Below are 21,562 nucleotides of genomic sequence, written 5' to 3' on the forward strand. Positions count from 1 at the left end.
AAAAAATGGCATTCCTCACCTCCCTGGTACTCGCGGTTTTCGCCGGCTATGTCGGTGCCTGGTATTTCGGCGCGATCGAAGGCAACTTCGCACTGCTGCTGTTCCTGGCGACGGTGGTCACCGGCCTCTACTGGCTGGCCGAACGCTTCTATTTCCTGCCGAAGCGCGAGCAGGCCGCCGCCAGGCTCGAAGCCTCGCTGGCCGAGCGCAACGAGCGGCTGGCCGGCCAGGGCATCAAGCAGGTCGACACCGCCGACGCCAAGGCGAGCGAACGCCTGCTGATGCAGCCCTGGTGGCTCGACTGGACCGCCGGGCTCTTCCCGGTGATCCTGGTGGTGTTCCTGCTGCGCTCGTTCCTGTACGAGCCCTTCAAGATTCCTTCGGGCTCGATGATGCCCACGCTGCTGACCGGCGACCTGATCCTGGTCAACAAGTTCACCTACGGCCTGCGCCTGCCGGTGATCAACACCAAGATCACCGACGGCACGCCGCTGGCGCGCGGCGACGTGGTGGTGTTCCGCTACCCGCCCAAGCCCAGCATGGACTACATCAAGCGCGTGGTCGGCATCCCGGGCGACGAGGTGTCCTACCTGAACAAGAAGCTCATGATCAACGGCCAGCCGGTGTCCAAGTCGCCGGACGCCGACTACCTCGACGGCGAATCGATGCGCCTGCTCAAGCAGTTCACCGAGAACCTCGGCGGCAAGCAGCACAAGATCCTCAACGACGACGCGGCACCCAACTTCGTGCCGGGCGCCAGCGACTTCCCGGGCCGCGAAAACTGCCGCTACTCGGTCGAAGGCGTGGTCTGCAAAGTGCCCGCCGGCCAGTATTTCATGATGGGCGACAACCGCGATAATTCGGCGGATTCGCGTTTCTGGGGTTTCGTCCCCGACCAGAACATCGTTGGCCGGGCGTTCTTCGTCTGGATGAATTTCGGCGACCTGGGACGCATCGGTCCGTTTCAATAAGCCGTCATCGGCATCGTTCGAGGGGTAAGAGGGCATGAGAACACATCGGTCTGTCGCCGGCAGGGCGTCGCAACAGCGCGGCATTTCGTTCATCGGGCTGGTGTTCGTCGCGGTCGTGCTCGCGTGCGTGGGCGTGGTCGTCGCGCAGGTCATTCCGACGCTGATCGAGTGGCAGGCGATCGACAAGGCCGCCAACAAGGCCAAGGAAGGCACGACCGTGCCCGAAGTGCGCGCCATCTTCGACCGCGCGCAGGCCATCGACGACTTCAAGTCGGTCAGCGGCAAGGACCTGGACATCAAGAAGGTCGGCGACAAGGTGGTGGTCTCGTATGCCTACGAGCGCGAGATTCCCCTTTTCGGCCCGGCCTACCTGACGCTCAAATACAAGGGCGAGACCCGCTGAACGCGGCGCTTAAAAAGGTGGACGGCAGCCTTGTCGCGCTGCAGGCGCGTCTCCAGCACACCTTCTCCGATCCGCGGCTGCTCCAGCTCGCGCTCACGCACCGCAGTTTCTCGGCCGACCACAACGAGCGCCTGGAGTTTCTCGGCGACTCGGTGCTGAATCTCGCGGTTTCCCACCTGCTCTACATCCGTCTTTCGGCGCTGCCCGAGGGCGACCTTTCGCGCGTGCGCGCCAACCTGGTCAAACAAGATACCTTGCACCGGCTGGCGGTCGGGCTGGCGCTGTCGCCGCTGCTCAAGCTCGGCGAAGGCGAGGCCCGTTCCGGCGGCCCCAACCGCCCGTCGATCCTGGCCGATGCGCTCGAGGCGCTGATCGGCGCGGTCTATCTCGACGCCGGTTTCGCGGCCGCCCAGGCGCTGGTGCACCGGCTGTACGAGGCGGTCGAGATCAATCCGCGCATGGAAGCCGCGGCGAAAGACCCTAAGACCGAATTGCAGGAATGGCTGCAGGGCCACAAAATGAAGCTGCCGGTGTACCGCGTGGCCGCCACACTGGGCGCGGCGCACAAGCAGACTTTCGATGTCGAGTGCGAGGTGCCCGAGTTGGGACTTCGCGAACGCGGCATCGGCGGCTCGCGCCGCGCCGGCGAGCAGGCTGCCGCGGCCGCCATGTTGATCCGGCTCAAGGCACGCGGCGCCGCGTGAAATCAGAATGAACGATGCTATCAATCCCGTAGCGGGACCTGAAGACACCGCAGGCGATGCGCCTGCAACCGGGCCGCAGCACTGCGGCCTCATCGCCATCGTCGGCAAGCCCAACGTGGGCAAGTCGACGCTGCTCAATGCGCTGGTCGGCCAGAAGATCAGCATCACATCGCGCAAGGCGCAGACCACGCGCCACCGCATCACCGGCATGCGCACGCTGGGCGCCACGCAGTTCGTGTTCGTCGACACGCCGGGTTTCCAGACCCTGCATGCCAACGCGCTGAACAAGTCGCTCAACAAGACCGTGCAGGGCGCGGTCGGCGACGTGGACCTGATTCTTTTCGTGGTCGAGGCGGGCAGCTTCACGCCGGCCGACGAGCGCGTGCTCAAGCTGCTCGGCAAGGGCATTCCGACGGTGCTGCTGGCCAACAAGCTCGACAACGTGCACCGCCGCGGCGACATCGCGCCCTGGCTGCAGACCATGCAGGAGAAGCACAGCTTCGCCGAGTTCGTGCCGATGTCGGCCAAGAACGCCAAGGACGTCGAGCGACTGTTCGACATCTGCAAGAAGTACCTGCCGGAGCAGCCCTGGTTCTATGACGAAGACGAGCTCACCGACCGCAGCGAGAAATTCCTCGCGGGCGAACTGGTGCGCGAAAAGCTGTTCCGCCTGACCGGCGACGAGCTGCCCTACACCTCGACCGTCATCATCGACAAGTTCGAGGAAGAGCCGCCCCAGAAGAAGGGCCAGAAGCGCCTGCTGCGCATCGCCGCCACCATCGTGGTCGAGCGCGACGGCCACAAGGCCATGGTGATCGGCGACAAGGGCGAGCGCATCAAGCGCATCGGCATGGAAACCCGCGTGGAGCTGGAGAAGCTGGCCGACGCCAAGGTGTTCCTCGAACTGTGGGTGAAGGTGCGCTCGGGCTGGGCCGACGACGAAGCGCGAGTCCGTTCGTTCGGCTACGAATGAAGTGGCTGCTGCCCACCGCGTTTCGCACGAACCGGCTTATGTGCTACACCGTTACGACTGGAGCGAGTCGAGCCTGATCCTCGAGGTCTTCACCCGGCACCACGGGCGCATCGCGCTGGTGGCCAAGGGGGCGAAGCGGCCGAGTTCCAATTTCCGGCCCGTGCTGCTGCCGCTTCAGCCGCTGCAGCTCAACTACGGCGGCGATGCCGAGATCCGCACGCTCAAGGGCGCCGAGTGGATGGGTGGCCACGTCATGCCGACCGGCGAGGCGTTGCTGTCGGGCTACTACGTCAACGAACTGCTGCTGCGCCTGCTGGCGCGCGACGATGCTCACGAAGCGCTGTTCGACGCCTATGCGGGCGTGGTGCAGGTGCTGGCGGGCGACCACGCCGGCGCCCAGGCGGCCACCCATGCGGCCGCGCTGCGCGCCTTCGAACTGCTGCTGCTGCGCGGGGTCGGGCTGCTGCCGTCGCTCGAGGTCCAGACCCTGACGCTGGAGCCGCTCGTGGCCGACACCCGCTACAGCCTCGTGCCCGAAGCCGGCCTGCGCCAGGCGGACGGCAAGGAGGCCGCGCTTGCCGGCGCCGACTGGCAGGCCTTGCAGTCGGTGCTCGACGACCGCGCCCCGTTCACCGCCACGCTGCGCGAAGTGGCCACCATGAACGCCGGCAGCAACAGCGCCCTGCGGAACCAGCTGCGCGCCTTGCTCAACTACCATTGCGGCGTGTCCACGCTGCGCACGCGGCAAATGATGAGAGATCTGCAAGCACTATGAGCACCTCAGGCAACGTCACCTCGCTGTCCGTCAACCTCAACAAGGTGGCCCTGGTCCGCAACACGCGCCACCTGGGCATCCCGAGCGTGGTCAAGGCCGCGCAGGCCTGCCTGGCCGCCGGCGCGCAGGGCATCACAGTGCACCCCCGCCCCGATGCCCGCCACATCCGCGCGCACGACGTGAGCGACCTGTCGGAGCTGCTCGCCAGGGACTGGCCCGCCATCGAGTTCAACATCGAAGGCAACCCGTTCCAGAACCTGATGGACTTCGTGCGCACGCTGAAGCCGCACCAGGCCACCTTCGTGCCCGACAGCGAAACCCAGTCGACCAGCGACCACGGCTGGACCTTCCCCGACGATGCCGAGCGCCTGCGCCCGCTGATCGCCGAGGCCCGCGCGCTGGGCGTGCGCGTCAGCCTGTTCATGGATCCAATTCCCGAGATGATGGCCGCCGTCAAGGCCGTGGGCGCCGACCGCGTCGAGCTCTACACCGAAGGCTATGCCGCCTCGCGCGGCACGCCCGACGAGCAGGCCGTGCTCCAGCGCTATGCCGACACGGCGCGCGCGGCCCATGCCGCGGGCCTGGGCATCAACGCCGGCCACGACCTGAGCCGCGACAACCTGACTGCATTCCTGCGCGCGGTGCCCGGCGTGCTGGAGGTGTCTATCGGCCATGCCTTCGTCGCCGACGCCCTCGAACTCGGCTATGCCGCCACCACCCGCGACTACCTGCGATGCATCAGCGAGGCGCAGCAATGAGCGCCGGCGCCGAATGATCTACGGCATTGGCACCGACATCTGCGACCTGCGGCGCATCACCGCGACCTTCGAGCGCCAGGGCGAGCGCTTCGCCCGCAAGGTGCTGAGCGACGCCGAGTTCGCGGTCTGGAAGGCCCGCAGCGCGCGCTGGCCCAAGCGCGGCATCAGCTACCTCGCGACCCGTTTTTCCGCCAAGGAGGCTTTCAGCAAGGCGATCGGCATGGGCATGCGCATGCCCATGAGCTGGCGCCTGTGCGAGATCGCAAACCTGCCCAGCGGCAAGCCGGTCATCGTGCTGCACGGCGGCCTGAAGGACTGGTTCGAGGCACAAGGGCTCACGGCCCACGTGACCGTGACCGACGAAAACGAATACGCCGCGAGCTTCGTGGTGGTGGAGAAGGTATGACCCCCGAGCTTGCTGCTCGCCCCCATGCGCCGCTGATCATCGACGTGGCCGCGACCGAACTCGACGCGGCCGACCGCCGGCGCCTTGCCAACCCGCTGGTCGGCGGCGTGATCCATTTCTCCCGCAATTGGCAGGACCGGGCGCAGATGACCGCGCTCAATGCCGAGATCAAGGCGATACGCCCCGACCTGCTGATCTGCGTCGACCACGAAGGCGGCCGCGTGCAGCGCTTTCGCACCGACGGCTTCACGCGACTGCCGTCGATGCGCGCCCTGGGCGAACTGTGGATGCGCGACGCCATGCGCGCCACGCAGGCCGCGACGGCTGCCGGCCAGGTGCTCGCGGCCGAACTGCGCGCCTGCGGCGTCGATTTCAGCTTCGCGCCCGTGCTCGACCTGGACCACGGCGGCAGCGGCGTGATCGGCGACCGCAGTTTCCACCGCGACCCGCGCGTGGTGGCGCTGCTGGCCAAGAGCGTCATGCACGGCATGCTGCAAAAGGGCATGCGCAACTGCGGCAAGCATTTTCCGGGGCACGGTTTCGTCACGGCCGATTCCCACGTCGAGATCCCGGTCGACAAGCGCAGCCTCAAGGACATCCTGAGCGACGACGCCCGGCCTTACGACTGGCTGGCCGGCACGCTCACCGCCGTGATGCCGGCGCACGTGATCTACCCCAAGGTCGACAAGCGGCCGGCGGGGTTTTCGTCGAAGTGGCTCAAGGCGGTGCTGCGCCAGCGCTTCGCCTTCGACGGCGCGGTCTTCAGCGACGACCTGAGCATGGAAGCGGGTCGCTACATCGACGGCGAACTGCTGAGCTACACCGACGCCGCGCTGGCGGCGCTGGCGGCGGGCTGCGACGTGGCACTGCTGTGCAACCAGAGCATCGGCGACGGACGGGTGCTCGACCAATTCCTCGATGGCTTCGAGGCGGCTTCGCGCAACGGGCAATGGCGGCCGGATGCGGCGAGCGAGGCACGCAGGCTCGCGTTGCTGCCGCAAGAGGCCGCGCCCGACTGGGACACGCTTTCCGCGTCGCGCACTCACCGCGATGCGCTGCGCCTGCTGGCGGCCGTCTGAGCCGAGCGCTCTTTTTCTTCAGGCGGCCGTGGGGCGCCAGAGCCGTTCCCCGCCCGTCTCCAGATGGGTCAGGTACAGCCGCAGGTCGAATTCGAGCTGCTGGTACTCCGGCTCCATATGCATGCATAGCGCATAGAAAGCCTTGTCGTGGTCGCGCTCCTTCATGTGGGCGAGTTCGTGCACGACGATCATGCGCAGCCAGGGAAGCGGCACGTCCTTGAACAGGGTGGCCACGCGGATCTCGCGCTTGGCCTTGAGCTTGCCGCCCTGCACGCGGGACACGGTGGTGTGCGTGCCCAGCGCGTTGCGTATCACGTGCAGCTTGCTGTCGAACATCACCTTGGACAGCGGCTCGGCCTTGCGCATGAAGTCGCTCTTGAGCTCGCTCACGTACCCGTACAGCGCGCGGTCGGTCTGGATGTCGTGCGAGCCTTCGGGGTAGCGCTTGAGCAGCAGGCCGGCGAGCCGGTCTTCGGCCATCAGCTGGCGGACCTGGTCCAGTAGGGGTGCCGGATAGCCCGCCAGGTATTTCATCAGCGTGCCGCGCGTCCGGTGCGCGCCACGCAGGCCAGGCCGGTGGCGACACCGCCGAACAGGTCGCCCTCGACCAGGTTCACGCCCGCGAAGCTCTTGCGCAGCGCATGCTGGAACGGTCGCAGGGCGGACGAGCCGCCGGTCAGGTAGATCGCGTCGAGGTCGCCGCTGCGAAGGCCCGCGCGCTTGACGCAGGCGTGGGCGCAGGCGATCACGTTCTCGAGCGGGCCGGCCAGCTGTTGCGCCATGTCGGCGGGAGACAGCGAAGCCACCAGGCCGCGCTCGGCGCAGTCGAGGTCGATGGCGGTTTCCGCATCGGTGACGGAGGCATCGATCTTGGCCGCTTCCACGGCGCTGGCGATGCGGTGGCCGTGCCGTTCTTCCAGCACGTTCATGAGGCGGTCGTGCAGGCGCGTGTCGCTGTAGCTGGTGCGCAGTTCCTTGGCCTGGCGCACCGCCTTGGCGGCGTAGAGCCAGTTGATCAGGTGCCAGGACGACAGCTCGAAGAACACTTTGCTCGGCACCTCGCGCCCCTGCGGGCCGTGGTGGCGAAAGCCGAAATGCGGCATCACGCGCTCGAGGTTCAGGCGCTGGTCGAAGTCGGTGCCGCCGATGTGCACGCCGCTGGTGGCCAGCACGTCGTCGCCGCGGTCCTCGCGCGCCGCGCGGTCGGGGCCCACGCGCACCACGGTGAAGTCTGAGGTGCCGCCGCCGATGTCGACGATGAGCACGATCGATTCCTTGGCGATGCGCTGCTCGTAGTCGAAGGCGGCGGCGATCGGCTCGAGCTGGAAGGCGATTTCGCGGAAGCCCGCCGCACGCGCCGCGACGCGCAGGCTTTCCTCGGCGCGCTCGTCGCGCTTCGGATCGTCGTCCACGAAGTGCACGGGCCGCCCGATCACGACGCGCTCGGGCAACTGGCCCAGCTCGCGGCTGGCACGCACTGCCAGCTCGCGCAGGAAGCGCGCGATGATGTCCTCGAAGCTCAAGAGACCGTCATAGATGGCGGTCTTCTCCTGCATCAGCGCGCTGCCCAGCAGGCTCTTGAGCGAACGCATCAGCCGGCCTTCGGTGCCCGAGAGATATTGCGCGACGGCGTCGCGGCCGAAGTGCGTGGTGCGGTCTTCCGAGTTGAAGAAGATCGCGGTCGGCAGCGTGGTGGCCGCGCCTTCGATGGGCAGCAGGCGGGCGACGCCGTCGACCCGGCAGGCCACGGCGGAGTTGGAGGTGCCGAAGTCGATGCCGATCGTCGGCAGCGACGACGGTGACGGCACGCTCAAGATTCCCTGCGCAGGGCGGGGAACAGGATCACGTCGCGGATGCTCGGCGAATCGGTCAGCAGCATCATCAGCCGGTCGATGCCGATGCCGCAGCCGCCGGTGGGCGGCATGCCGTATTCGAGCGCGCGCACGAAGTCGTGGTCGTAGTACATGGCTTCGTCGTCGCCGCTATCCTTGGCCGCGACCTGCGCGTTGAAGCGCGCGGCCTGGTCCTCGGCGTCGTTCAGCTCGCTGAAGCCGTTGCCGAACTCGCGGCCGGTGATGTAGAGCTCGAAGCGCTCGGTGACCTCGGGGCGCTCGTCGTTGGCGCGCGCCAGCGGCGAGATCTCGGTCGGGTGCTCCATGATGAAGGTCGGCTGCCAGAGCTTCTCTTCGACGGTTTCCTCGAAGTACATCACCTGCAGGCTGGCCAGGCTGCGCTGCGAGAGCTTGTCCTTTTCTTCGCTCAGGCCGATCTTGCGCAGTGCGGCGATGAGCCAGGCGGTGTCGTCCACGCCCTGGGCCACGCCTTCGGCATCGGTGTGCTTCAGGATGGCTTCGCGGATCGTCAGGCGCTCGAAGGGCTGGGTCAGGTCGACCGGCTTGCCCTGGTAGGTGAGCTGCTGTGTGCCCACGGCCTTGTCGGCGATGGTGCGGATCAGCGTCTCGGTGAAGTCCATCAGGTCGCGGTAGTTCCAGTAGGCCGCGTAGAACTCCATCATCGTGAACTCGGGGTTGTGCCGCACCGAGATGCCCTCGTTGCGGTAGCTCCGGTTGATTTCGAACACGCGCTCGAAGCCGCCGACGATCAGGCGCTTGAGGTACAGCTCGGGCGCGATGCGCAGGAACATTTCCTGGTCGAGCGCGTTGTGGTGCGTCTTGAAGGGCTTGGCGTTGGCGCCGCCGGGAATGGGGTGGAGCATGGGCGTCTCGACTTCGAGGAAATCGTTGGCCACCATGAACTCGCGCAGCGCGCTCACGGCCTTGCTGCGCGCGGTGAAGCGCACGCGCGCCGATTCGTCGGTGATCAGGTCGACGTAGCGCTGGCGGTACTTCTGTTCCTGGTCGGCCATGCCGTGGAACTTGTCGGGCAGCGGACGCAGGCTCTTGGTGAGCAGGCGCAGCCGGGTGACCTTGACCGACAGCTCGCCGGTCTTGGTCTTCATCAGCGAGCCTTCGGCGCCGACGATGTCGCCCAGGTCCCAGCGCTTGAATTCGGCATAGGCCTCTTCGCCCACCGCGTCGCGCGTGACGTAGAGCTGGATGCGGCTGGTGGCGTCCTGCAGCGTTGCGAAGCTGGCCTTGCCCATGACGCGCTTGAGCATCATCCGGCCCGCCACGCTCACGGAAACGGCTTGCGCGTCGAGGGCTTCGGCTTCGGTGGCGCCATGTGCCTCGACGAGTGCCGCGGCGCGGTGGCCGGGCTTGAAGTCGTTCGGGAACGCAACGCCTTTGCCCTCGACCTGCGCGGTGCGCAGCAGCTTGAGTTTTTCGCGGCGTTCGGCGATGAGCTGGTTTTCGTCGACGGCGGGCGTGGGAGGCGTAGGGGTCTTTTGATCGGACATGGGAGGCGGGTGGCGCGCAACCGGGAGCGTGCGCGGGGCTGGCATTTTAGCCCATCAGGTTTGAACCGAGACCGCCCCTGAATGCCCGTCAATCCTGCACAAAGCGCTACAAAAAATGTAGCTGCCAAATGTGATGCCTACTCGGTGATGCCCGTGCGCGCCAGCAGATCGCTCACCAGCTCCAGCCGCATCAACGGACTGTCGAGCTCCATCAGCCGCTGGCGCAGCTCCAGCTGCATCGGCACCAGCTCGCACCAGCGGTTGGCTACCCAGCCGCAGTCGTCGAGCCGGTAGGGTGTGCCGATAGGCAGCCGCACCGATTCGCCTTGCGCGCGGCGCCGTTCTTCCAGCGTGTCGAGCAGCCGCTGCAACGCGGTGGCGGTGTGCCTGAGGTCGTCCGGGATCTCCAGCGCGACGTCGTCGTTCACCGCCTCGACCTCGGCCACCCAGAGCCCGTGCTTCTGCAGTTCGGCATGGCGCACGCGGAATCGCTGCGTGCCGATGCATTCGATCTGCAGCAGGCCGCTTTGCGGCGACTCGAACTCGCGGATCATGGCCAGCGTGCCGATGCCGGCAAAGCTCTCGGTGTCGGCGCCGGCCTTGCGCACTTCGCTGCCGCTGGTGAGGCTCACCACGCCGAAGGGCGCATCGGCCTTGCGGCACTTGCCGATCATGTCGAGATAGCGGACCTCGAAGATTCGCAGCGGAAGCAGGCCGCCCGGAAACAGAACCGTGCCGAGCGGGAACAATGGCAGTGAATGCAAAAGGGGTTGTGTCGTCATCGAAGAGCCTTGCGTGGCTATCATCGCATTCCGCTCACGGCTGCGCCTCATGCTCTATCAGATTCCCTCGTTCCTTCTCGACGTGATCGTCGGCCTGCTCGGCGGCGCCTGCCTGCTGCGCCTCTACATGCAGTACCACCGGGTGCCTTTCGGCAATCCGCTCGGGCGCTTCATCTTCGCCATCACCGACTGGATCGTGCTTCCGCTGCGGCGCATCGTGCCGCCGGTGAAGCGCTGGGACCTGGCGAGCCTGATCGCGGCGTGGCTGCTGGTGCTGATGAAGTTCCTGCTGCTCTGGCTGCTGATCGGCAACCTCGGACGGATCGCGACCTTGCCGCTGGTGTCGCTGGTGGGGCTGATGCAGCTGGCGGTCTCGGGGCTGACGGCGCTGCTGGTGGTCTATGCCGTGCTGTCGTGGATTCCGGGCGCTTCCCCGATGCTGCTCGACCTCATCTCCCGCCTGGCCGAGCCGCTGGTGCGGCCGTTCCGGCGCTTCATTCCGCTGATCGGCGGCATCGACCTGTCGCCGCTGGCGGCCATCGTGGTGCTGCAGGTGATTGCCATCGTGCTGAGCAACCTGCTGGTGTTTGCCTATCAACTGACGTTCTGATCGAGCCCAACTGAAAAGGGCCCGGGTGCAATGCACCCGGGCCCTTGTCTTTTGGACGCCTGCCTGTGTCAGCTGACCGCGTCGGCCGGCTGGCGCAGCAGCATCGCCAGCGTGCTGGCAATGGTCTTGCGCAGTTCGCGGCGGTCGCTGATGAAGTCGATCGCGCCCTTGGTCTGCAGGAACTCGGCGCGCTGGAAGCCTTCGGGCAGCGTCACGCGCACGGTCGATTCGATCACGCGCGGGCCTGCAAAGCCGATCAGCGCCTTGGGCTCGGCGATCACCACGTCGCCCACGAAGGCGAAGCCTGCCGACACGCCGCCCATGGTCGGGTCGGTCAGCACGCTGATGTAGGGCAGGCCCTTCTTCGCCAGGCGCGTGAGCGCGGCGTTGGTCTTGGCCATCTGCATCAGCGAGAGCAGGCCTTCCTGCATGCGCGCGCCGCCGGTGGCGGTGAAGCAGATGAAGGGCACCTTCTGCTCGATGGCGGTTTCGACGCCGCGCACGAAGCGCTCGCCGACCACGCTGCCCATGGAGCCGCCCATGAATTCGAATTCGAAGCAGGCCACGACCACGCTGATGCTGTGCACCGAGCCGCCCATGACGACCAGCGCGTCGGTCTCGCCGGTGTTTTCCAGGGCTTCCTTCAGGCGCTCGGGGTACTTGCGGCTGTCCTTGAACTTCAGGGCGTCGACCGGCAGCACTTCCTGGCCGACCTCGTAGCGGCCCTCGGCATCGAGGAACGCGTCCAGGCGCGCGCGGGCGCCGATGCGATGGTGGTGGCTGCAGCTGGGGCAGACGTTCTGGTTGTGCTCGAGGTCGGTCTTGTACAGAACGGTCTCGCAGGCGGGGCATTTGATCCACAGGCCCTCGGGCACCTGGCGGCGCTCGGACGGGTCGGTTTGCGCGATCTTGGCGGGTAGCAGTTTTTCAAGCCAGCTCATCAGGGGCTCCTTGTGTTGGCGGTGATTATCGACCAGCCGCGTTCTTGGCCGTCGCGGCGGGCAGCGCGTCGAGCGCCTCGCGGATGCCCGCGAGGAATTCACGCACGGCCGGCACGACCTTGTCGCGGGGCTGGTCTTCGATGAGTTGAATGATCTTGGTGCCGATGATGACCGCGTCGGCGGCCGATCCGACCGCCTGCGCGGTGCGGGCGTCGCGGATGCCGAAGCCCACGCCGACCGGAATGCCCACGTGCTGGCGGATGCGCGGAATCATCTGGCCGACCGCTTCGGCGTCGAGGTGGCCGGCACCCGTCACGCCCTTGAGCGACACGTAGTAGACGTACCCGCTGGCGATGCGCGCGACCTGGGCCATGCGCTCGTCGGTGCTGGTGGGGGCGAGCAGGAAGATCAGGTCGATGCCTGCGGCCTTGAGGTCGGCGGCAAAGGCTTCGCATTCCTCGGGCGGGTAGTCGACGACCAGCAGGCCGTCCACGCCGGCCACGGCCGCGTCGCGGATGAAGGCCTTCTTGCCGTGCACCAGGTCGTAGCGCTCGACCGGGTTCGCATAGCCCATCAGCACCACGGGCGTGGTCGCGTCCTTCTGGCGGAAGGCGGCCACGATGGCCAGCACCTGCTTCATGCCGACGCCCAGCGCCAGCGCGGCCTCGCCGGCCTTCTGGATCACGGGGCCGTCGGCCATCGGGTCGGAGAAGGGCACGCCGAGTTCGATCACGTCGGCGCCGGCCTCGACCATGCCGTGCATCAGCTCGGGCGTGATGTCGGCAAAGGGAAAGCCCGCCGTGACGTACGGCACGAGGGCGCGGCGGCCGTCTTTTTTCAGCGCTGCGAAGGTTGCTGCAATGCGGCTCATCACTTGCCTCCCTTCACGCTCAGGCCGCGCATCGAGGGGCGGTCGTAGAAGTCGACGCCCGACAGGTCGGCCACCGTGCCGATGTCCTTGTCGCCACGGCCCGAGAGGTTCACCAGGATGGATTGGTCCGGGCGCATGGTCTTGGCGAGCTTCATCGCATGTGCCACGGCGTGGCTGGATTCGAGCGCGGGAATGATGCCTTCCGTGCGGCACAGGTAGTGGAAGGCGTCGAGCGCTTCCTTGTCGGTGACGCCGACGTACTCGGCACGGCCGACGTCCGCCAGGTAGGCGTGCTCGGGTCCCACGCCGGGGTAGTCGAGGCCCGCGCTGATGCTGTGGGTCTCGGTGATCTGGCCGTCTTCGTTCTGCAGCAGGTAGGTGCGGTTGCCGTGCAGCACGCCGGGGCTGCCGCGCAGGATGGAAGCCGAGTGCTTGCCGCTGTCGAGCCCTTCGCCCGCCGCCTCCACGCCGATCAGGCGCGTGCCCGCGAACGGAATGTAGGGGTGGAAGATGCCCATCGCATTGCTGCCGCCGCCCACGCAGGCGACGACCACATCGGGTTGTTTGCCCTCGGCTTCGCCGGTGATGCCGTCGGCGGCCAGCATGGCCGGCATCTGCTCGATGCACTCGGTGCCGATCACGCTCTGGAAGTCGCGCACCATGGTCGGGTAGGGGTGCGGTCCGGCGACGGTGCCGATGATGTAGAAGGTGTTTTCCACATTGGTGACCCAGTCGCGCATGGCCTCGTTGAGCGCGTCCTTCAGGGTCTTGCTGCCGGATTCGACGGGCACCACGGTCGCGCCGAGCAGGTTCATGCGGTAGACGTTCGGGCTCTGGCGCTTCACGTCCTGGCTGCCCATGTAGACCACGCACTCGAGGCCGTAGCGCGCGCAGATGGTGGCGGTGGCCACGCCGTGCTGGCCGGCGCCGGTCTCGGCGATGACGCGGGGCTTGCCCATGCGCCGGGCGAGCATCGCCTGGCCGATCACGTTGTTGATCTTGTGCGCGCCGGTGTGGTTGAGGTCTTCGCGTTTCAGGTAGATCTGCGCACCGCCCATTTCACGGCTGGTGCGCGCCGCGTGGTAGACCGGCGAGGGGCGGCCGACGAAGTGCTTCAGCTCGTAGTGGAATTCGGCCAGGAAGGCCGGGTCGTCCTTGAACTTCGCATACGCGTCGCGCAGTTCGTTGATCGCGTGGGTGAGCGTTTCGCTCGCGAAGGTGCCGCCGTAGTTGCCGAAATGGCCGGTGGCATCGGGTTGCTGGTAATCCTGGAATTGGCTTTGCATGATTCTCGATCGGTGGGCCGCAGCCCGACCAACGATCGGCTGCGGCGGCTAACTTGAGAAGGACGCGTCGGCTGCCCTGACGGCTGCGACGAACTGCCGGATCTTTCCGGCGTCCTTGAGGCCCTTGTTCCCGGGACCGTCGATTTCGACGCCCGAGCTCACATCAACGGACAGCGACTTGCAGCGCGTCCGCAGGATGCGAATGCCATCGCTCACGTTTGCAGGTGTGAGCCCACCACTCAAGACGAGGTGAGCGTCGACGGCGGGTGGAAGAAGTGACCAATCGAATGCCTTGCCGCCACCGCCATAACCTTCGACATGGGCGTCGAGCAGGATGGCCTGGGCGTGGGAGTAATCGGACGCGTATTTTACGAGGTCGAAGGCGGCTCCGGCAGCCCCCAGGGGAATCCGGGCCGCGCGCATGTAACGAAAGCGCTCCGGCCCGGTCGATTCCTCGCACTGATCGGGCGTTTCCTCGCCGTGGAACTGGGCGATGGCGCCCCGCACGCGGGCGAGCGACGCGATAACCGTCGACGGGTCTTCGTTCACGAACAACAGCACCGGCGTGATGAATGGGGGCAGGCGCGAGGCCAGTTCGGCGGCGCGTTCCGGCGTTACCGCGCGGGGGCTCCCGGGGTAGAGCACGAAGCCGATGGCGTCGGCGCCGGCCTCGACCGCCGCGTCCACGTCGGCCTCACGGGTCAGGCCGCAGATCTTGATGCGGGTGCGGGTGGCTGCTGCGCTCGGGGAGGTCATGGCGGGCCATCATACGGAGCCCCGCCGGCCTGCAGCGTGGCCTCGGCCGGCAGCCCCCACTTCGCGTCGTACAACGGACCCAGGAAGTAAAGGCCGTCCGCCGAGAATGTGGGCGCCGCAACCTTGCGGCTGCGCGCCTCCAGCACCTGCGAAATCCATTCGACAGGCTCGTCGCCCCGGCCGATGCGCACGAGGCAGCCCATCAGGTTGCGGATCATGTGGTGCAGGAACGCGTCGGCCTCGAATTCGAAGTGCCAGCGGCAGCGCTCGCCGTCGCCGATGCGGGTGATTTCGATGCGCCGCAGGTCCTTGACCGGCGAGCGGGCCTGGCAGGCCGAGGCGCGGAACGAGCTGAAATCGTGCCGCCCGACCAGCAGCGCCGCCGCGGCGCGCATCGCGTCGCCATCGAGCGCATGCATCGACCAGCCGACCCGGCCCGCATCCAGGCTGGGCCGCACCGGCGACTGCGAGAGCACGTACAGGTAGCGGCGCGCCAGGGCGCTGGCGCGGCAGTGGAACTCATCGGGCACCGGTTGCGCCCATTGCACCGCGATGTCGTCGGGCAGGAAGCGGTTGGGGCCGCGCATCCAGGAGAAGGGTTCGCGCTCGACGGTGGTGTCGAAATGCACCACCTGCATGAGCGCGTGCACGCCGGCGTCGGTGCGGCCCGCGCACAGCGTGCCGATGGGCTGTGCCGCGAACTTCGAGAGCGCCGCCTCGAGCTTGTCCTGCACCGTGCGGCCCGAGCGCTGGCTTTGCCAGCCCTCGTACGCCTGGCCGTTGTAGCGGATGCCGAGCGCCAGCCTCACGAATTCAGGAACAGGAACAACGCCAACCGCTCAGCGCAGTTCCGCGAGCAGCTGACGGGCTTGCGACTTGAGGTCGCCAGCGCTTTCGGCTTCGACTTCCTCCACCAGCGAGCGCGCGCCTTCGACGTCGCCGATGGCCTGCAGTTCGCGTGCGAGGGACAGCTTGACGGCGTGGGGGCTGTCGTCGCCCTCGTCGTCGTGCGTGGAGACCGTGGGGCGTGCCACGGGCGTTTCGGCGCTGCGAGCCGGCAGGCCGGCCAGCGCGCTCATGTCGAACTCGATGAAGCCCGAGTCCGCCGGCAGCGAGTTGCGCAGCATGGCGGGGCGGGTGTTGTGCTCAGCGTCGCTCAGCGAAGAGGGGCGGGTGTCGGGCGTCAGGGCGGTCAGTGCGCCTGGCGCGGTGTCGAAGTCGTTCTCCAGGTCGACGGGCGTCGCAGCGTGGCCGTTCGACAGCGGTGCGGCGGGGCGAGCGGCCGTCGGCGCGGGCGCGTAGGCCGACTTCGGCAGGCTGGCGCCGACCGGGGCATGGTTCGGAGCCGGCGCCGGGGCGGGAGCAGGGGGCGGCGGCGCGGTCAGGTCGAGATCGAAGTCCAGCGGTGCCACCGACGGAACGAAGGCGGGCGGAGCGACAGCCACCGGCGGCGAAGCGGGAGGCGCAGCCACCGGCTTGGCGGCCGCGGCCAGGGCGCCGGCGAAGGCGGCCGTTTCGGCGGCGCTGGCGCCACCGCCGCTGCGGCTGGCGCCGGATTCGTACAGCGGGTTGCCCGGATCGAGGTCCTTGCCCATGTCGACCACGCGCGTCCATTCGGAGCCCAGGCCGCCGGTCAGCTTGTGCACTTCGGTGGCGAGGCTTTCGTAGGCCCGCACGTCGCGCCGCTTGGCATGGATTTCGAGCAGCTTGAGATGGATCGCCGTGCGGTCGGGGTTCAGGCGCAGCGCTTCGCGCAGGATTTCCTCGGCCTGCAGGTCGCGGCCGTAGGCCAGGTAGACGTCGGCTTCGGCCACGGGGTCGACGTCGCCCGCGTCGAGCTGGCTCGGCGAGTACGACAGCGACGACACCGTGGAGTCGCCACGGTTCTTGGTGTCGACCGATTCGCCGCCGCTGGCGCCGAAGAACGAGTCCTTGGGAATGCGGCTCTCGAGGAACACGCTTTCGCTCATTTCCTCGCGGCGGCGGCCCAGCACGCGATAAAGCAGGAAGCCGACCAGCAGCGCGATCAGCGCGGCGCCGGCCAGCATCAGCGGGTTGTCCAGCAGTTCTTCGAAGAAGGTGGGCTCCGGCGGGGGCGGTGGCGGTGCCACAACCTTCTTCGAGGCCGGCTTCGGCGCGGCGGCATCGCCCGTCGGGGCGGCGGCAGGCGTCGTGGCTGCGGCATCGGCCGCGGGCGTTGCCGCGGGCGTGGTTGCTGCCGCGGGCGCGGCGGCGGCAGCGGTCGCTTCAGGCGTGGGGGCGGCGGGGGCTGCCGCAGGTGCAGCGGCTGCAGCGGCAGCAGGGGCTGGCGTCGCGGCGGCCGGGGCCGACGGAGCTGGCGTGGGTGCCGCGGCCGGTGCCGGCGCTGGGCTGGCTGCCGCGGGTGCCGTCGTGGCAGCCGTGGACGGGGCCGGAACAGGAATGCCCGGCGTGCCGGGGGCGGCTGCCGGCGCGGCCGCACCGGTACTGCTCTTGAGCTTGTTCAGCTCCTCGATGTTCTTCGACAGCTCTGCGACGCGGTTGCTCGCGTCCTGCGCCTGGCGGGCCTGCGCGACTTTTTCGTCGGCTGCGCGGGTGGAGGCGCTGCCCTGCGAGATGGTGAGCTTGTCGGGTGCGCTGGCAGCGGCGTTGCGGTCTTCGACGTTGGCCTGCAGCTTGCCCGAGGCATTGCGGCTGGCGGCCGCGACGTTCGAGGTCGGCGCATTCTCGGCCAGGCGCTGGCGGTAGGAGCCGAAGTCGCGGCTCTGCGCCGTGACGGTGCGGCGCGCCTCGGCGGCCGGCGTGGCTGCTGCCTGGGCGGCGGTCGGCAGGTCGAGCACGGCGCCCGCGCGCATGCGGTTGACGTTGCCGCCGATGAAGGCATTGGGGTTGGCGGCCAGCAGGGCCACGAGCATCTGGTCGAGCGACACGTCGGCCGGCTTGTAGGCGCCGGCGATCTTGCTGGCGGTGTCGCCGCGCTGCACCGTGACCTGTTCACCGCCGCCGCCGCCGGTACGGGCGGGGGCGCTGGCAACGGCGGGAGCTGCCGGAGCGGCGGCTACCGGCGCGGGCGCCGCAGCGACGGGAGCCGAAGGCGCGGCGGCCACCGGTGCACGCTCGCGGCGCGCGCGTGCGGCCGGGCGCTCGACGGGCGTCGTGATCTGCGGGGCAATCGGGGCTGCCGGCACGCTCGGTGCTGCCGCCTGCCGCGTGGCCGGCGGATCGAGCAGCACGGTGTAGTCGCGCACGATCCGGCCCGACGAGCCGTTGGCTTCCAGCAGCAGGTCGATGAACGGGTCGTTGAGAGGGCGGTTGCCGCTCAGGCGCACCACGTACTGGCCGCCTGCACGACGTTGCAGGGTCGCCCGCACGTCGCTGAGCGCCGGGTTGTACGGCACGCCGGCGTTCTTGAAGGCTTCGGCCGTGGCGATGTTGATCTTCAGGCCGTCCGCCTCGTTGGCAGCGATCTCGGTCACGTCGATCTCGGCGCGCAACGGTTCGCCGAGCGCCGATTGGACCTTCAGCTGACCCAGCGCGAACGCGCTGGCGTCGCTGCTGGCGAGGCCCAGAGCCACGGCGGCCGCGGCGCCCAGAATGGAAAGGCGCCAACCGTTCGATGGCAGATGCGGGCGAGCGGCCGAAGGGCTGGCCGCAGGCAACAGATGTCTTGTCATGCTGATAGGGGGCGGCTCAGGCCCAGAATTTGTAAGAGGACGTTAGCACCATCACTACGCACTGACAAGGCAATGCGCCATTTCTACCCAGTGCGCGCATACTTACGATCACATCTTATGTTGCCTTTCGGCAACAATTTGTGTTTCAAAAGGCCCTGAGCACCCCGCATCAGGCTTCGAGCAGGATGCGCAGCATGCGGCGCAGCGGTTCCGCAGCGCCCCACAGCAATTGGTCGCCGATGGTGAATGCGCCAACGTATTCCGGGCCCATCGCCAGCTTGCGGATACGGCCGACCGGAATGTTCATGGTGCCCGTCACCGCCACCGGCGTGAGGTCCTTGACCGTTGCTTCCCGCGTGTTCGGCACGACCTTCGCCCACGGGTTGTCGGCGGCGATCATCGCTTCGATGTCGGCCAGCGGAACGTTCTTCTTGAGCTTGAAGGTCAGCGCCTGGCTATGGCAGCGCATGGCGCCGATGCGCACGCAGAAGCCGTCGACCGGCACGGCGGCGGTGCCGAAGCCCGCGCCCTGGCCCAGGATCTTGTTGGTCTCGGCGCCGCCCTTCCATTCTTCCTTGGACAAGCCCCATTCGGCATCGTCCTGGCTCTTGCCCAGGCCCAGGTCCTTGTCGATCCAGGGGATCAGCGAGCCGCCCAGCGGCGCGCCGAAGTTGGCGGTCTCGGCGGCGCTCAGGTTCTGCTGCTTGTGCAGCACCTTGCGGTCGATTTCGAGGATGGCCGACTTCGGGTCGTCCAGCAGCGCGCGCACTTCGGCGTTCAGGGTGCCGAACTGGGTCAGCAGTTCGCGCATGTGCTGCGCGCCGCCGCCAGAGGCTGCCTGGTAGGTCATGCTGGTCATCCATTCGACCAGGCCGGCCTTGTAGAGGGCGCCCACGCCCATGAGCATGCAGCTCACGGTGCAGTTGCCGCCAATCCAGTTCTTGCCGCCCTTGACCAGCGCGTTCTCGATGACCGGCAGGTTCACCGGGTCGAGCACGATGATGGCGTCATCCTTCATGCGCAGGGTGGAGGCGGCATCGATCCAGTGGCCGTTCCAGCCCGCGGCGCGCAGCTTGGGAAACACCTCGCTGGTGTAGTCGCCGCCCTGGCAGGTGATGACGATGTCGCACTTCTTCAGTGCTTCGATGTCGTTCGCATCCTTCAGCGCGGTCTCGTTCTTGGCCATGGCCGGGGCCTTGCCGCCGGCGTTGGAGGTCGAGAAGAAGATCGGCTCGATCAGACCGAAGTCGCCTTCGGCCTGCATGCGGTCCATCAGGACCGAGCCGACCATGCCGCGCCAGCCAACGAGGCCGACCAGAGGTTGAGATGCGTTCGCCATTTCAGTTTGCCCTTATGAAAAAAGAAAAAGTTGTCTTTTTTTGCCCCCGACTCGTCGAGCCGGGGAGGGGCGTGACGAAGCGGGCTGCGGTTAGCCGGTAATCGTCTTTTTGGTGATTGCTGCAACGACCGCGTCGCCCATTTCGCGGGTGCCGACGCGCTTCGTACCTTCAGACCAGATGTCACCCGTGCGCAAGCCGGAGGCCAGCACGACCTTGACCGCCGACTCGATACGGTCGGCAGCCTCGGCTTGGTTGAGTGAGAAGCGGAGCATCATGGCAGCGGACAGTATTGTAGCCAAAGGATTGGCAACCCCCTTGCCTGCAATGTCCGGGGCGCTGCCATGGCTGGGCTCGTACAGGCCCTGGTTGCTCGAATTGAGCGACGCCGAGGGCAGCATGCCGATGGAGCCGGTGAGCATCGCGGCCTCGTCCGAGAGGATGTCGCCGAACATGTTGCCGGTGACCACCACGTCGAACTTCTTGGGCGCCTTCACGAGCTGCATGGCCGCGTTGTCGACCAGCATGTGGTCGAGCTCGACGTCCGGATATTCCTTCGCGACGTCGAGCATCACGTCTTTCCACAGCTGCGAGGTTTCCAGCACGTTGTTCTTGTCCACGCTGGTCACGCGCTTGCTGCGCTTGCGTGCCGCCTCGAAGGCCACGCGCGCGATGCGCTCGATCTCGGGGCGCGAATAGCGCATCGTGTCGAAGGCTTCCTCGGCGCCCGGGAAGTGGCCGTCGACGGCTGTGCGGCGGCCGCGCGGCTGGCCGAAGTAGATGTCGCCGGTGAGCTCCCGGATGATCAGGATGTCCAGGCCGGCGATCAGCTCGGGCTTCAGGCTCGAAGCGTCCACCAGCTCCTCGTAGCAGATGGCCGGGCGGAAGTTGGCGAACAGGCCCAGGTTCTTGCGCAGGCCCAGGATGGCCTGCTCGGGGCGCAGCGGCCGGTCGAGCTTGTCGTATTTCCAGTCGCCGACGGCGCCGAACAGTACCGCGTCGGATTCCTTGGCCAGCTTGAGCGTCGATTCGGGCAGCGGATGGCCGTGCGCCTCGTAGGCGGCACCGCCGACCAGCGCCGATTCCATCTCGAACTTCAGGTCGAGGACGTCGAGCACCTTGACCGCTTCGGCCACGATTTCGGTGCCGATGCCGTCACCCGGGAGAACTGCGATTTTCATTTTTGTCGTATGTGGAAGATGGGAAAACGGAACGCGTTCAGGCGTTGGCCAGCATCGTATGCGCGAGCCAGGGCTTCTGCGCCAGGCGCTCGGCCTCGAAGGCCTTGATCTTGTCCTTGTGGCGCAGCGTGAGGCCGATGTCATCCAGCCCGTTGATCAGGCAGTACTTGCGGAAGGCCTGCACGTCGAACGCGAACTCCTGGCCGTCGGGCTTCACCACCACCTGGCGCTCCAGGTCGATGGTCAGCGTATAGCCGGGGAAGGCGAAGGTCTCGTCGAACAACTGGCCCACCTGTGCTTCGGACAGCACGATCGGCAGCAGGCCGTTCTTGAAGCTGTTGTTGAAGAAGATGTCGGCGTAGCTCGGCGCGATGATCGCGCGAAAGCCGTACTGGTCGAGCGCCCACGGCGCATGTTCGCGCGACGAGCCGCAGCCGAAGTTCTTGCGCGCCAGCAGCACCGAGGCGCCCGTGTAGCGCGGCTGGTTGAGCACGAAGTCGGGGTTCGGCTTGCGGCTGGCCGGATCCTGGCCGGGCAGGCCCGGATCGAGGTAGCGCCATTCGTCGAACAGGTTCACGCCGAAGCCGGTCTTCTTGATCGACTTGAGGAACTGCTTGGGAATGATGGCGTCGGTGTCGACGTTCTCGCGGTCCATCGGCGCCACGAGGCCCTTGTGCACGGTGAATTTCTGCATGTGATGTCTCCAGGTCAGGCCAGA

22 protein-coding genes are annotated in these 21,562 nt (G+C 67.4%); 9 read left to right on the forward strand and 13 right to left on the reverse strand.

Annotated elements, in window-relative coordinates; all coding sequences use genetic code 11:
- Positions 1–5: 5 nt before the first annotated feature.
- The 8 genes from lepB to nagZ are packed head-to-tail and all read left to right on the forward strand — an operon-like array spanning position 6 to position 6,069.
- The gene (gene lepB, locus AC1RVW_RS02415; RefSeq protein ID WP_081271195.1) at positions 6–971 is read left to right on the forward strand and encodes a signal peptidase I; all 966 of its coding nucleotides are present in this window, start codon (positions 6–8) and stop codon (positions 969–971) included.
- Between the two features lie 34 nt (positions 972–1,005).
- Positions 1,006–1,374 carry a DUF4845 domain-containing protein gene (locus tag AC1RVW_RS02420; protein ID WP_081271194.1) on the forward strand — a complete coding sequence of 123 codons (369 nt, stop codon included), beginning with the start codon at positions 1,006–1,008 and terminating at the stop codon, positions 1,372–1,374.
- Between the two features lie 17 nt (positions 1,375–1,391).
- Positions 1,392–2,078, forward strand: coding sequence for a ribonuclease III (gene rnc, locus AC1RVW_RS02425; RefSeq protein WP_081271193.1), 687 nt, complete (start codon positions 1,392–1,394; stop codon positions 2,076–2,078).
- Positions 2,079–2,085: 7 nt separating this feature from the next.
- Positions 2,086–3,051, forward strand: coding sequence for a GTPase Era (era, locus tag AC1RVW_RS02430; protein ID WP_081271192.1), 966 nt, complete (start codon positions 2,086–2,088; stop codon positions 3,049–3,051).
- 1 nt (position 3,052) lies between these two features.
- Positions 3,053–3,826: a DNA repair protein RecO gene (gene recO, locus AC1RVW_RS02435; RefSeq protein WP_493197801.1), complete on the forward strand. Its 774-nt coding sequence runs from the start codon at positions 3,053–3,055 to the stop codon at positions 3,824–3,826.
- Complete coding sequence (locus AC1RVW_RS02440) at positions 3,823–4,584, forward strand: pyridoxine 5'-phosphate synthase (protein ID WP_493197803.1); 762 nt, start codon at positions 3,823–3,825, stop codon at positions 4,582–4,584. The genes recO and AC1RVW_RS02440 overlap by 4 nt, the downstream gene beginning before the upstream one ends.
- Before the next feature lie 13 nt (positions 4,585–4,597).
- Complete coding sequence (acpS, locus tag AC1RVW_RS02445) at positions 4,598–4,990, forward strand: holo-ACP synthase (RefSeq protein ID WP_081271189.1); 393 nt, start codon at positions 4,598–4,600, stop codon at positions 4,988–4,990.
- Positions 4,987–6,069, forward strand: a complete 1,083-nt coding sequence (gene nagZ, locus AC1RVW_RS02450; protein ID WP_493197805.1) for a beta-N-acetylhexosaminidase — start codon at positions 4,987–4,989, stop codon at positions 6,067–6,069. Before acpS ends, nagZ begins: the two co-directional genes overlap by 4 nt.
- An 18-nt stretch (positions 6,070–6,087) precedes the next feature.
- On the opposite strand, the gene AC1RVW_RS02455 is transcribed toward nagZ, so the two are convergent.
- The 4 genes from AC1RVW_RS02455 to AC1RVW_RS02470 form a co-directional block, all read right to left on the reverse strand.
- Positions 6,088–6,603: a M48 metallopeptidase family protein gene (locus tag AC1RVW_RS02455; RefSeq protein WP_493197807.1), complete on the reverse strand. Its 516-nt coding sequence runs from the start codon at positions 6,601–6,603 to the stop codon at positions 6,088–6,090.
- Positions 6,603–7,883 (reverse strand): Hsp70 family protein, encoded by a 1,281-nt coding sequence (locus AC1RVW_RS02460; protein ID WP_409195055.1) that lies wholly within the window; start codon positions 7,881–7,883, stop codon positions 6,603–6,605. The genes AC1RVW_RS02455 and AC1RVW_RS02460 overlap by 1 nt, the downstream gene beginning before the upstream one ends.
- Positions 7,880–9,427, reverse strand: coding sequence for a lysine--tRNA ligase (gene lysS / locus AC1RVW_RS02465; protein ID WP_106935296.1), 1,548 nt, complete (start codon positions 9,425–9,427; stop codon positions 7,880–7,882). The genes AC1RVW_RS02460 and lysS overlap by 4 nt, the downstream gene beginning before the upstream one ends.
- Before the next feature lie 137 nt (positions 9,428–9,564).
- Entirely contained in the window at positions 9,565–10,209 is a 645-nt protein-coding gene (locus tag AC1RVW_RS02470; protein ID WP_234382732.1) for an LON peptidase substrate-binding domain-containing protein, read from the reverse strand.
- Between the two features lie 49 nt (positions 10,210–10,258).
- Between AC1RVW_RS02470 and AC1RVW_RS02475 the strand changes: the two genes are divergently transcribed.
- Entirely contained in the window at positions 10,259–10,819 is a 561-nt protein-coding gene (locus tag AC1RVW_RS02475; RefSeq protein WP_081271184.1) for a YggT family protein, read from the forward strand.
- 68 nt (positions 10,820–10,887) lie between these two features.
- On the opposite strand, the gene accD is transcribed toward AC1RVW_RS02475, so the two are convergent.
- The 9 genes from accD to leuD all read right to left on the reverse strand — a co-directional run bounded on the left by accD (position 10,888) and on the right by leuD (position 21,538).
- Entirely contained in the window at positions 10,888–11,760 is an 873-nt protein-coding gene (gene accD, locus AC1RVW_RS02480) for an acetyl-CoA carboxylase, carboxyltransferase subunit beta (RefSeq protein ID WP_012746558.1), read from the reverse strand.
- A 25-nt stretch (positions 11,761–11,785) separates the two neighbouring features.
- Complete coding sequence (trpA, locus tag AC1RVW_RS02485) at positions 11,786–12,631, reverse strand: tryptophan synthase subunit alpha (RefSeq protein ID WP_493197810.1); 846 nt, start codon at positions 12,629–12,631, stop codon at positions 11,786–11,788.
- Positions 12,631–13,917, reverse strand: coding sequence for a tryptophan synthase subunit beta (gene trpB, locus AC1RVW_RS02490; RefSeq protein WP_493197812.1), 1,287 nt, complete (start codon positions 13,915–13,917; stop codon positions 12,631–12,633). The genes trpA and trpB overlap by 1 nt, the downstream gene beginning before the upstream one ends.
- A 48-nt stretch (positions 13,918–13,965) precedes the next feature.
- Positions 13,966–14,673, reverse strand: coding sequence for a phosphoribosylanthranilate isomerase (locus tag AC1RVW_RS02495; protein ID WP_106935292.1), 708 nt, complete (start codon positions 14,671–14,673; stop codon positions 13,966–13,968).
- The gene (truA, locus tag AC1RVW_RS02500; protein WP_106935291.1) at positions 14,670–15,482 is read right to left on the reverse strand and encodes a tRNA pseudouridine(38-40) synthase TruA; all 813 of its coding nucleotides are present in this window, start codon (positions 15,480–15,482) and stop codon (positions 14,670–14,672) included. The genes AC1RVW_RS02495 and truA overlap by 4 nt, the downstream gene beginning before the upstream one ends.
- A 30-nt stretch (positions 15,483–15,512) precedes the next feature.
- On the reverse strand, positions 15,513–18,227 hold the full coding sequence (locus AC1RVW_RS02505; protein WP_493197815.1) for a FimV/HubP family polar landmark protein: 2,715 nt from the start codon (positions 18,225–18,227) through the stop codon (positions 15,513–15,515).
- Between the two features lie 268 nt (positions 18,228–18,495).
- A complete protein-coding gene (gene asd / locus AC1RVW_RS02510; protein ID WP_493197817.1) occupies positions 18,496–19,665 on the reverse strand; it encodes an aspartate-semialdehyde dehydrogenase in 1,170 nt (389 codons plus the stop codon).
- Between the two features lie 90 nt (positions 19,666–19,755).
- Positions 19,756–20,844 carry a 3-isopropylmalate dehydrogenase gene (gene leuB, locus AC1RVW_RS02515; protein WP_106935288.1) on the reverse strand — a complete coding sequence of 363 codons (1,089 nt, stop codon included), beginning with the start codon at positions 20,842–20,844 and terminating at the stop codon, positions 19,756–19,758.
- A gap of 37 nt (positions 20,845–20,881) precedes the next feature.
- On the reverse strand, positions 20,882–21,538 hold the full coding sequence (gene leuD / locus AC1RVW_RS02520) for a 3-isopropylmalate dehydratase small subunit (protein WP_493197820.1): 657 nt from the start codon (positions 21,536–21,538) through the stop codon (positions 20,882–20,884).
- Between the last annotated feature and the right edge of the window lie 24 nt (positions 21,539–21,562).

The sequence above is a fragment of the Variovorax sp. MPBD4-3 genome (genome assembly GCF_058809745.1).